This is a genomic window from Variovorax paradoxus NBRC 15149 (assembly GCF_001591365.1).
GTDB classification, from domain to species: Bacteria; Pseudomonadota; Gammaproteobacteria; order Burkholderiales; family Burkholderiaceae_C; genus Variovorax; species Variovorax paradoxus.
Window position 1 is genome coordinate 3,152,869 of the sequence record NZ_BCUT01000001.1, and the last position, 12,131, is coordinate 3,164,999.

6 protein-coding genes are annotated in these 12,131 nt (G+C 68.7%); 3 read left to right on the plus strand and 3 right to left on the minus strand.

The window, feature by feature from the left end; translation table 11 throughout:
• Positions 1-4 precede the first annotated feature (4 nt).
• The 3 genes from VPA02S_RS14785 to VPA02S_RS14795 form a co-directional block, all read right to left on the minus strand.
• On the minus strand, positions 5-3,229 hold the full coding sequence (locus VPA02S_RS14785) for a bifunctional cytochrome P450/NADPH--P450 reductase (RefSeq protein WP_062364311.1): 3,225 nt from the start codon (positions 3,227-3,229) through the stop codon (positions 5-7).
• 434 nt (positions 3,230-3,663) lie between these two features.
• A complete protein-coding gene (locus VPA02S_RS14790; protein WP_062364314.1) occupies positions 3,664-4,926 on the minus strand; it encodes a branched-chain amino acid ABC transporter substrate-binding protein in 1,263 nt (420 codons plus the stop codon).
• Positions 4,927-4,955: 29 nt separating this feature from the next.
• Positions 4,956-5,654 carry a TetR/AcrR family transcriptional regulator gene (locus VPA02S_RS14795; RefSeq protein WP_062364316.1) on the minus strand — a complete coding sequence of 233 codons (699 nt, stop codon included), beginning with the start codon at positions 5,652-5,654 and terminating at the stop codon, positions 4,956-4,958.
• A gap of 86 nt (positions 5,655-5,740) precedes the next feature.
• Between VPA02S_RS14795 and VPA02S_RS14800 the strand changes: the two genes are divergently transcribed.
• The 3 genes from VPA02S_RS14800 (at position 5,741) to VPA02S_RS14810 (ending at position 12,053) form a co-directional block, all read left to right on the plus strand.
• A complete protein-coding gene (locus VPA02S_RS14800) occupies positions 5,741-7,354 on the plus strand; it encodes an AMP-binding protein (protein ID WP_062364318.1) in 1,614 nt (537 codons plus the stop codon).
• Between the two features lie 11 nt (positions 7,355-7,365).
• The gene (locus VPA02S_RS14805; RefSeq protein ID WP_062364320.1) at positions 7,366-10,662 is read left to right on the plus strand and encodes a carboxyl transferase domain-containing protein; all 3,297 of its coding nucleotides are present in this window, start codon (positions 7,366-7,368) and stop codon (positions 10,660-10,662) included.
• A 122-nt stretch (positions 10,663-10,784) separates the two neighbouring features.
• Positions 10,785-12,053: a GDSL-type esterase/lipase family protein gene (locus tag VPA02S_RS14810; RefSeq protein ID WP_062364322.1), complete on the plus strand. Its 1,269-nt coding sequence runs from the start codon at positions 10,785-10,787 to the stop codon at positions 12,051-12,053.
• Positions 12,054-12,131: the final 78 nt, after the last annotated feature.

Sequence of the window (12,131 nt, forward strand, 5' to 3'; positions counted from 1 at the left end):
GGGGCTACGCTCCCGCCCAGACGTCCAGCACATAGCGCTGGTCGGCAATCATCTGGTCCATCCACGCCGCGCCGTCGTGGCCGTGCCCCCGCGCCAGGTCGGCCAGCGTGCGCCGCACGTCGGGTTCCATGCGCGAACCGTCGCCGCACACGTAGATCACGCCGCCCGCTTCGAGCAGCTTCCACACGGCCGCGCCCTGCTCGCGGATCAGGTCCTGCACATAGACCTTGCGCTCGCCCGCGCGCGAGAACGCGGTGTGTAGCTTCATCAGGCCGCGGTGCGACCAGGCTTCGAGCTCCTCGGCGTAGATGAAATCCTGCTCGGGATGGCGGCAGCCGAAGAACAGCATCGCGTCGCCCAGCGCCTGGCCGCGCTCGGCCTGTGCCGCGCGCTCCTGCAGGAAGCCGCGGTACGGCGCAAGGCCGGTGCCGGGGCCGATCATGACGAGTGGGCGCTGCGCATCCTCGGGCAGGCGGAAGCCTTCGGCCGTGGTTTCGCGGATCACGCCGTGCACCGTGTCGCCCGCTTCGGCGCGCGCCAGGTAGTTGGAGCACACACCCTCGAAGGTGCCCTTGCCCGACAGCGCCGGCGCGCTCACCACGCCCACGGTGACGCTGCAGCGCCCCGGCGTCATCGTGGGCGAGGAAGAGATCGAGTAGTAGCGCGGCGAGAGCGGCGACAGCATCTCGAGGAACACCGCGAACGGCAGCTGACAGGCGCGGTGCTCCTCGAGCAGGTCGAGCAGCGACCTGCGCTTGTGCAGCACCTGCGCCTTGTAGGCAGCCTGCGAGGCGTCGTCGCTGCCCGAGAGCGCGGCGAGCTTTGGCCGGGTGGCCGGGCACTCGGTGTATGCCGCGAGCGTGGCGATCTGCTTGCGCGTGGCCACGTCCTGCAGCTCGACATAGTCGCCGAGCAGGCGATCGACCGCGATCACCTGGTCGACCGGCAGCGCCGTCTTGCGGCCTGAGTCGGCATGCAGCCGCACATGCGCGGCGCGGTCGAATCCGAAGCGCGCCATCGCGCGTTCCACCTGCGCCGGGCTGTTGCGCGGCACCACGCTCAGGTGGTCGCCAGCGCGGTAGTCCACGCCTTCGGGCAGCATCAGCTCGACGTGGCGCGTGGAGCGGCCCGCTTCGCCGGCGCTGCCGGGATCTTTCTGCAACTCGCGGTTCTCGATCACGCGCAGCGCCACCGCGCCCAGCGCGTCGACGAGAGCGTTCTTCTGCGGCGGCGGCAGTTCCTCGAGCGTGTAGAGCGGCTCGGCCTCGGCGGGCGTGTCGGCGCCGGACTGGATGCCGAAGGCCTTCACCAGTTCGGGCCAGAGCGCGTCGCTCCAGTCCTGGAAGGCGCCGTCCATGTCCTCGCGCGCATCGCCCTCGCCGCGCGGATGCACCCGCGTGGCGCCGAGCGCGCCGAGCCGCTCGTCGATGCGCCGCGGCACCGCCTGGTAGGTGGCGGCCCAGTCGGTGTTGCCGCAGCCGAAGACGCTGAAGCGCACGCCGTTGAGCGAATCGTCGGCCTTGTCGAGCCAGCGGTGGAACTCGGCCGCGTTGTCGGGCGCCACGCCGTTGTACGAGGCGCAGACGATGGCGACGGCGCCATTGGCGGGCAGCCGCTCGGCGTAGTCGTCGAGCGAAGCCACCTGTGTCGAGAAGCCGCGCAGCTCGCCGGCCTCGGCCAGCTGGCGCGCCAGGTCTTCGGCCGTGCCGAGGTTGGAGCCCTGCAGCACCAGCAGCGAGGTGCCGTGCCGCGCGGCCTGCGGCTTGCGCGCGGCGGCCTGCCTGGGCTGCACCGGCGCGGCGGCCGCATCGGCGGTGTTGCCGCGCGGCCGCGTGGCCGGGTCGCGCAGCAGCGCCTTGATCTTGAGGCCTTCCGGCTTGATCGTGAGCGCCTCCTTGATGCGGAGCTTGTAGCCCGTGTGGTCGACGAGGTCGAAGCGTTGCAGGATCATGCCCAGCGTGAGCACCGCTTCCTGCAATGCGAACTGGCGCCCGATGCAGGCGCGCTGCCCGTTGCCGAAGGGCTTGAAGGCATTCACCGGCCGCTCGCGCTCGGCCTCGCGGCTGAAGTGGTCGGGGTTGAACTCGTCGGCGTCCTCGCCCCAGATGCCCTTGTCGCGATGCAGCGCCAGCGCATGCATGATGACCATGTTCTTCTTCTTGATCGTGTACTGGCCGCCGATGGTGGTGTCTTCCTTCGCGCGCATCGCGATGGCGGGCGCGGTCGGGTACAGGCGCAGCGCCTCCTTGAGCACCTGCATCACGTACTGCAGGCGGTTGACCTGCGCATAGGTCGGCTTCTGCGAGGTGTCGGGGCCGAACACGTTGTCGACCTCGGCCTGCGCCTTGGCCAGCGCCTCGGGGTTCTTCAGCAGGAAGTAGATCGCGAACGAGAGCAGGCCGCTGGTGGTCTCGTGCCCCGCGATCAGGAATTCGATGCACTCGTCGCGGATCATCTTGTCGGTGAGTTTTTCGCCGCTCTTCTTGTCGACGCCCGCGATCATGTAGCTCAGCAGGTCGGGCTTGGTGGCAATGTCGGCCCCGCCCGCGCGGCGCTCCTCGATGATGTCCTCCACCATCTTGTGCATGAAGCGGATGTCCTTGCGCTGCTGCGCGAGCTCCTTCTTGAGCATGAACTCCTCGAGCGGCAGGCCGCGGCGGTTCTGCACCGTCTCCAGCGTGCGCACCATTGCATCGACAAAAGGATGGAAGCCCTCGCGGTAGAACGAATTGAAGCGGTAGCCGAAGCCGCACAGGCCGATGGTGTCGAGCGTGAGCGCGGTCATGTCGCGCACCACGTCCACCTCTTCGTCGAAGTTCAGGCGCTCCCACTTGGTGACCAGCTGGCCCGCGATGTCCAGCATCATCGGGTGGTAGGCCTGCATCGCGCGCTGGCTGAAGTTGGCCAGGAGGATGTTGTGCGGCTTCGACCAGGTTTCCTCGTGCGTGTCGGAGGTGAAGAGGCCGTGCGACGCTGCGCGAAGCCGCCGCAGCGCGCCGCGCGTGCTCTTGTCGAAGCGCGCCTCTTCGCACAGCTCGTCGACCAGCGCGGGCGAGGACACCACGATCACCGGCATGCCCGGCATGTCGAGCCAGTAGATGCCGCCGAGGTCCTGCGCGATCTTCCACATGTCGAGCACGGGGGAGTCGGAGCCGATCGACAGCAGGTTGCCGACGAAGGGCTTCTTTGCGGGATGCGGGATCGGATGGAGCGAGTTTTTGCCTGCCATGGGTGTCGTGCCTTTGGAGTGGACCCGCTTCGGAGATTCCGGCGTGTGACTCCGGAGTATCCCGAGGGCACCGGTGGGGGGCAGGACGGGGTTTCCCTTAGGCTGGTTCGGTGCCTTTGCCTTTGTTTGTTTAGTGGCGCCGCTGATTCAGGGCGCGCTCCCGCCGACGGGGTACCTTGCTCCGCGAATGTCCCCCGCGCTTCGCGCTCCTCCTTTATTTCGCTGCGCAAGGCACCCCATCGGCGGGAGCGTGATCAGGGCACTGGTTGATCAGTGGTGCACCCGGAGCGTGCCCTGGTGCACAGAGCATCGGGTGCTCCCCGCAGCGAAATCAAGGAGGAGGGCGAAGCCCGGGGGACATTCGCGGAGGGGAGTACCCGGTGATCTGTGCACGCGCCCTGAAGGACTTCAGCCGCAACAGCAAGCAGAAGCCCTCAAGGCCGAACCATCTTGCAGTCAGACCCCTGCGCCAGCTCGTTGCCCGTGTAGACAGCGTCCGTCCGGAAGCCGTAGTTCGTCCCTTCCCAGCCCACCTTCACGGTCTTGCCATCGACCGGCGCAATCGTGTTGACCACCTGCGGCAGCAGCAGCTGGTGGTCCTCGGCGCGCATGCGGATCGGCCCCACCACCGAGTCGTAGCTCATGTCCTCGAGCGCACGCGCCACCTTCACCGTGTCGGTCGAGCCGGCCTTGTTGATGGCGGCGGCCAGCAGGCGCGGCGTGAAGTCGATGCGCGGCGCGAGGAAGTCCTTGCCCGTCTTCGCCTTGTAGGCCTTGGCCAGCGCATCGGCGCGCGGCGTGTCGGTCTGCCCCGGATGCCATTCGGCCACCCAGGTCAGCTGCCCGAGTTTGGCCTGCGACACCGCCAGCACCGTGCCCGGCACCGAGCCCGCGCTGTGGTTGAAGTAGCGCAGGTTGTAGCCCGCATCGCCCGCGGCCTTGAGCAGCAGCGTCATGTCCTGGCCCCAGTTGCCGGTGATCACCGAGTCGGCGCCGCTTTGCTTGATGTTCGCGATGTAGGGCGAGAAGTCCTTCACGCGGCCGATCGGATGCAGCGTTTCGCCGACGAACTGCACGTCGGGCCGCGCCAGGCCCACCAGCTGGCGCCCGTAGCTCGCCCACTGCTTGCCGTGGGCGTAGTCCTGGTTCAGCAGGTAGACCTTCTTCACGTCCGGCGTCTTCTTGATGTAGTTGGCCAGCGCCTTCATCTTCATCGCCGTGTTGGCCTCGGTCTGGAAGTGCCAGAAGCTGCAGTTCTTGCCGGTCATCTCGGGATCGATCGACGAATGGTTCAGCACGATCAGCTCCTTGCCCGGATTGCGCTGGTTCCAGCGCGCCACCGACTGCACCAGCGCCGTCACCACCGAGGAGCCCGACCCGCCCGTGACGATGGCCTGGGCGCCCTGGTCGATGGCCGCCTGCAGCGCGCTCTGGCTCTCCTGCGCCGAGAGCTTGCTGTCGAACTGCAGCAGCTGCAGCTTCGTGCCGCCGAGCACGCCGCCCTTGGCGTTGATCTCCTCGATGGCGTACTGCGTGTGCGTGAGCATCAGCTCGCCCACGTTCGCGAACGGCCCCGAGAGCGGGTCGATATAGGCGATCTTGTAGCTGGGCTGCTGTTGCTGTGCCTGGGCGCCGCCGGCAACGGCCAGCAGGCAGGCGAGGGCGATCGGCGCCAGTGGCGCGTGCTTGGGCTTCATGGTTTGTCTCTCTCGGTTTTTGGGGGAAGTCAGTCCGGGCTGCGAAGGCCGATCACGCGGCTCGCGAGCTTCGTGAGCTCGGTCGCCACCTCGTCGGGCGAGAGGCGGCCGTTCGGCCGGTACCAGCTGTAGAGAAAGCCCGGCAGGCTGCAGGCCGCGAGGGCCGTGATCTTGGTTTCCTCGAAGTCCAGGTCGCCGTCACGGCGCGCTTCTTCGAGCAGCGGACAGAGCAGGTCGTAGAAGTGATGTGCGAGCTTCTTCTGCGCCGCGATGTATTCGGGCCGGTACACCTGCGGCTCGCGGTACGGAAAGAAGGCGCAGGGATGGTGCGCAATGGTCGCGCGGATCAGCCGTTCGATGCCTTCGAGCACCTTCTCGCTCGCGCGGCGCGGATCGCCGGCCGCAAAGTCGAGTGCGGTGAAGCAGTCGACCGCGGGGCGCCACGACAGCGTTTCGAAGATCTCCTGCTTGTCGCGGAAGTAGTAGTACACGAAGGGCTTGGTCATGCCCAGCGCGCGCACGATCTGCGCCATGGTGGTGTTGGCATAGCCCTGCGCCGCAAAGAGCTGCGCCGCGGCCTGCAGGATGCGCTCGCGCTGCAGGTCGGTGCCCTGCGTGGCCGCGCGCTGGCGCCCGGTGCCCTGGGGCAGGTGCGGCCGTGCCGTGGCGGCGGCCGAGGTTTCGGCCTTGCCAGAGGGTTTGTGCCGTGTCGCGGAAGTTATACCCATGGGTAGGATTGTTGGTGCACCATGCACCCATTGGCAAGCGCTTGGCTCCTGCAGCCGGCTATCGATAACCCTGAGAAAGTGACGCCATGGAGACATTGCCCGACCGTCCGCAACAGCCCCTGCACGAATACCTGCGCGCCCACGCGCGCGAGCGCGGCGAACGCCCGGCCTGCCTCTGGTACGGCCACGCCATGAGCTGGGCCCAGCTCGACCGCGCGAGCGACGCCTTCGCGGCGCGGCTGCAGGCCATCGGCGTGAAGAAGGGCGAGCCGGTGGTGCTGTTCCTCAACAACTGCCCGCAGTACCTGGTCGCGCATTTCGGCATCCAGAAGATCGGCGCCATCGTCTGCCCGGGCAGCCCGCTCAACAAGGAGCACGAGCTGGCCTACCAGGTCAACGACCTGCAGGCGCGCGTGATCGTCGCCGCCGCGCCGCTGCTGCCGGTGGTGCGCAAGGTGCAGCCGCAGAGCGCGCTCGCTCATGTGTTCGTGGTGCACTACGCCGACCTGCTGCCCGAAGAGCCCGTGCCCGACCTTCCCGCCGAACTGCTCGCCGAGCGCAGCGCCCCGCGCAGCGTGCCCGAAGGGTGCGAAGACTTCCTGGCCGTGATGCAGGGCGGCGCGGTGCCCCGGCCCGTGGCCATCGACCTCGACGACGTGGCGCTCATGACCTACACCTCCGGCACCACCGGGCTGCCCAAGGGCGCGATGCTGAGCTACGGCAATGCGCTCTTCAAGACCCGCGCGGCGGCCGACTGCAACGGCGTGGCCGGCGACGACGTGCTGCTTTCCATTGCGCCGCTCTATCACATCGCCGGCATGCTGATGGGCGTGAACGTGCCGGTGCTCAGCGGCGCGGCCTCGGTGCTGCTGCACCGCTTCGATCCGCGCGCGGTGCTGCAGGCCATTGCGCGCTACAAGGTGAGCTGGTGGTACAGCATCGCGCCGATGAACGTGGCCTGCATGCAGGTGCCCGACATCGCCAGCTTCGACCTCTCGAGCCTGCGGCGCAATCCGGTCACGAGCTTCGGCATCGCCTTCACCGAGCCGCTGGCCGCGCAGTGGCGCGCGCATGCGCCCAACTGCACGTCGTTCGAGGCCGCCTACGGGCTCAGCGAAACCCACACCTGCGACACCTACACGCCGCACCATGCGCCGCGCTGGGGCACGCAGGGCGTTGCGGTGCCGGGCGTGCGCATCCGCATCGTCGACCCCGACACGCAAGCCGACCTGCCCGCGGGCGAGGTCGGCGAGATCGTGCTCGCGAGCCCCGGCTCCTTCAAGGGCTACTGGAACAAGCCCGAGGCCACGGCAGCCACGCTGCGCAATGGATGGGTGCACACCGGCGACATGGGCAAGCTCGATGCCGATGGCTACCTGACCTTCATCGGCCGCTTCAAGGAGATGATCAAGGTCTCGGGCTACAGCGTGTTCCCCGAGGAGGTCGAGACCATCCTCATCAAGCATCCCGCGGTGGCCCAGGCCGCGGTCATCGCGCAGCCCGATGCCGAGAAGGGCGAGGTGGTCAAGGCCTTCATCGTGCGCAAGCCCGGCGCGGCGCTCGAGGCCGATGCGCTCATCGCCTGGTCGCGCGACAACATGGCCAGCTACAAGGCCCCGCGCGCCGTGAGCTTCATCGATGCCCTGCCGACCACCGGTGCCGGCAAGGTGCTGCGGCGCCTGCTGAAAGACAAAGCCTGAAAGGTCCTCCCTTGTTCTCCAAAGTCCTGATTGCCAACCGCGGAGAGATCGCGGTGCGCCTGGTGCGTGCGCTGCGCGACCTCGGCATTGCGAGCGTGGCGGTGCATGCGCGCGACGATGCCTCGGCATTGCATGTGCAGCTGGCCGACGTGGCCGTCGCGCTCGATGCGGCCGGGCCCTCGGCCTACCTCGATGTTGCCGCGCTGATCGGCGTAGCAAAGGCGCAGGGCTGCGACGCGGTGCATCCCGGCTACGGCTTCCTGAGCGAACGCGCGGACTTTGCAGAGGCCTGCGCGGAGGCGGGGCTGGTCTTCATCGGCCCCGCGCCAGAGCAGCTGGCGCTGTTCGGCGACAAGGCGCGCGCACGCGCGCTTGCCACGCAATGCGACGTTCCCGTGATGCCCGGCAGCGCCGGCGCCGTGACGCTCGCGCAGGCGCAGGCCTTCTTTGCCGAGCAGCAGGCGCAGGGCGCCGCGGGCGTGATGATCAAGGCCATTGGCGGCGGCGGCGGGCGCGGCATGCGCGCTGTCATGAATGCGGACGAGCTCGCCGAAGCACATGCGCGCTGCATGTCCGAGGCCAAGGCGGCCTTCGGCGTCGAAGGCGTGTACGTGGAGCGCCTGATGCGCAATGCGCGCCATATCGAAATTCAGGTGCTCGGCGACGGCCAGGCCGTGGCCAGCCTCGGCGAGCGCGAATGCACCCTGCAGCGGCGCTTCCAGAAGCTGGTGGAGATCGCGCCCAGCCCCTCGCTGCCCGATGCGCTGCGCACGTCCATCACGCAGGCCGCGCTGCGCATGGCCCAGGCCGCGGGCTACCGCAGCCTGGGCACCTTCGAATTCCTCGTCGATGCCGAATCGGCCACGCTCCCTTTCGTCTTCATCGAGGCGAACCCGCGGCTGCAGGTCGAGCACACGGTGACGGAGGCCGTGACGGGCCTGGATCTCGTGCAGCTGCAGATGGCTGTGGCAGCCGGCCAGTCCTTGAAGGCGCTCGGCGTGGAAGCCGGCCGCACGGCGGTGCAGCGCGGGTTTGCAGTGCAATGGCGCATCAACGCCGAGACGCTCGATGCCCATGGCAGCGCATGGCCTTCGGGCGGCACGCTCGCGCGCTTCGACCTGCCGAGCGGGCCCGGCGTGCGCGTCGACACGCACGGCTATGCAGGGCTTGCGCCATCGCCGCACTACGACACGCTGCTTGCCAAGCTGATCGTGCATTCGCCGTCGCCGCGTTTTGCCGACGCGCTGCGCCGCTCGCTGCGCGCGCTCGACGAATGCCACATCGACGGCATCGCGACCAATCTTGCATTGCTGCGCGCCATTGCGGCGCGGCCCGAGTTCGCAAGCCAGGCGGTGCACACGCGCTTCGTCGAAGCGCATCTGGGCGACCTGCTGGCCGCCGCGGCATCGCTTGAAAAGCATGCGAAGAAGATCGCACCTGTCGATGCGCAGGCGGCGGCAATCGAAAACGACGATGCGGACGGCCTGACGGTCAAGGCGCCGATGCCCGCGAAGCTGGTGCAGTTCGAAGTGGCGGTGGGCGATGTGCTGCCTGCCGGTGCGCAGCTCGGCGTGCTCGAGGCCATGAAGATGGAGCACCTGCTGCACGCGCCGGTCGCGGGCCGCGTGGTTGCGCTGCTGGCCGAACCCGGCGACTACCTCGTCGAAGGCCAGTCGCTGGTGCGGCTGGAGCCGGTCGATGCCGAGGCGGCGGCAGCCGAGGCGCGCACCGAACAGGACCTCGATGCGATCCGCCCCGACCTGCAGAAGGTGATCGACCGCCATGCCTTCACGCTCGATGCCAACCGCGGCGCGGCCGTGGCCAAGCGGCATGCGCAGGGCGGCCGCACCGCGCGCGAGAACATCGCCGACCTGTGCGACACCGCCTCCGACCTCGGCAACTTCATCGAATACGGCGCGCTCGCCATCGCCGCGCAAACGCGCCGCCGCACGCTCGAAGACCTGATCGCCAACACGCCGGCCGACGGCATGGTGACGGGCCTGGGCAGCATCAACGCGAAGCAGTTCGGCCCCGAGGCTTCGCGTTGCGCGGTGCTGGCCTACGACTACACGGTGCTGGCCGGTACGCAGGGCATGCGCAACCACCACAAGACCGACCGCATGCTGTCGATCGCGCACCAGCTCAGGCTGCCGGTGGTGCTGTTCGCCGAAGGCGGCGGCGGACGGCCCGGCGACACCGACATGCCCATCGTCGCGGGCCTCAACAACCACACCTTCAGCCAGTTCGCGGCGCTCTCGGGCAAGGTGCCGGTGGTGGGCATCGTGCATGGCCGCTGCTTCGCGGGCAATGCGGCGCTGCTGGGCTGCGCCGACGTGATCATTGCCACGCGCGGCAGCAACATCGGCATGAGCGGCCCCGCGATGATCGAAGGCGGCGGGCTCGGCAGCTTCGCGCCCGAGCAGATCGGGCCGAGCAGCGTGCAGTCGCGCAACGGCGTGATCGACATCCTGGTGGAAGACGAGGCTGCGGCAGTGGCTGCGGCAAAGCAATACCTTTCGTATTTCCAGGGGCCGGTGAGCGACTGGCAATGCGCCGACCCGCGCGCGCTGCGCCACGTGGTGCCCGAGAACCGGCTGCGCGTGTACGACGTGCGCGCCGCGATGCGCGGCGTGGCCGACACGGGCTCGCTGCTCGAGCTGCGCGCGGGCTTCGGCGCCGGCATCGTCACTGCGCTCGCGCGCATCGAGGGCAAGCCGGTGGGGCTGATGGCCAACAACCCGCACCACCTGGGCGGCGCGATCGACGTGGAGGCGGCCGACAAATCGGCGCGCTTCATGCAGCTGTGCAATGCGCACGGCTTGCCGATCGTCTCGCTGTGCGACACGCCCGGCTTCATGGTCGGCCCCGAGATCGAGGCGCAGGCGCAGGTGCGCCATGTCTGCCGCATGTTCATGGTGGCTTCGCACCTGCGCGTGCCCTTCTTTGCGGTGGTGCTGCGCAAGGGCTACGGCCTGGGCGCGCAGGCCATGACGGCCGGCGGCTTCGATGCGCCGGTGTTCACGGTGGCCTGGCCGACCGGAGAATTCGGCGCGATGGGGCTCGAGGGCGCGGTGCGCCTGGGCTATCGCAAGGAGCTGGCGGCGGCGGCCGAGGGCGCCGAGCGCGACGCGCTGTTCAAGACGCTGGTGGCGCAGCAATACGCCAATGGCGAGGCGATCCACATGGCGCAGACGCTCGAGATCGATGCGGTGATCGATCCCGCCGAAACCCGCACCTGGCTGGTGCGCGGACTCGCCTCCGCGGGGCGCTCTGCGCAAACCGTGTCGCCCTATGTAGACACTTGGTAACCATGCACTAGACCTCGTCACATGCAATGGCAAGGCGGCTTCGTAAACTGAAGCGCTTTGCGCGCATGAAACTGGGTTCGCATTGGTTCTTCGCTCTTCGCCGAGGTGCTCTGCGGCATTGGATGGCCGCAGTGGGTTGCCTGCTGTTCGTCGTGGCCGTGGCCGTGCAGGCCGTTCAGCCCGACGCGCGGCCGAAGCAGCCTGCCGAGGCGCACTGGGTGGCCGGATGGGCGGCCGCGCCAGTGGATTTCCGCGAACTCAGTGCGAATCCGCTCCTCACGGCTGCGGCGCCCCGGCCCGGCGGCGATGCGTTCCGCGGACAGACGCTGCGGCAGCAGCTCGAGTCTGCGCTGCGTGGCGAACGCGTTCGCATCCGCTTTTCCAACCGCTTCGGCAAGACGCCCCTGCGCATCGCCGAGGCCAGCGTGGGGCGGGGCACCGGTGGCGGCGCGGTCTCGCCGGCCACGCTGCGCAAGCTGCGCTTCGGCGGGCGCGCAAGCACGGTCGTCGCGCCGGGCGCCGAAGTCTGGAGCGACGGCACCGACCTGAAGGTCGAGGCCGGGCAGGCGGTGGCGGTGAGTGCCTTCTTCGATCGCGCCGTGCCCTTTGCGACCGTTCACCTGCGGTCGCCCGACACCAGCTGGGTGGCGGGCGGCAATGCGGTCGCAACGCCGAGGCTGCACGATGCCGCGCCCCTGCCGCTGAACCACATCGTGACCGGACTCGACGTGATGGCGACGCAGCCCGTGCGCACCGTGGTGGCCTTCGGCGACTCGATCACCGCGGGCGGCGGCGAGGCGGGCGACGGCTCGTACCCCGAACTGCTCGCCACGCGCCTGCGCAACAGTCCTGCGGCGGCGCAGGCGGTCTCGGTGCTGAACATGGGCATCGGCGGCAACCGGCTGCTGGTCGATGGCATCGGCCCCAACGGCCTGTCGCGCTTTGCGCGCGATGCGCTCGGGCAGAGCGGCGTGACGCACGTGATGATCCTGCTGGGCACCAACGACATCGGCCGCAGCGTGTTCGTGCTGCCGGGGCGGCCGACGCCGGACCATGAGGTGGCGACGGCCGAGCGCATCACCGACGGTTTGCAGCAGCTGATCAAGCAGGCCCGCGCCAAGGGCGTGAAGGTGCTGATCGGCACCGTGCCGCCGTTCAGGAACACGCCCTACTGGACCGAGGCCACCGAGGCCATGCGTGGCGAGGTCAACCGTTGGATCCGCAGCCGCCAGGACGTGGACGGCATGATCGATTTCGACGCCGTGCTGCGCAACCCGGCCGATCCGACGACGTTGAACCCCGCCTACGACAACGGCGACCACCTGCACCCCAACAAGGCAGGCCATGCCGCCATGGCCGCGGCCGTCGATCTGCGCGAACTGCAGGAGTAGCGGGCGCAGTAAGTGCCTACAAAGGTACTACTTTCGAGGAAACACCTCTACACAAAGTCCCGCCGAGTGCTTACAGGC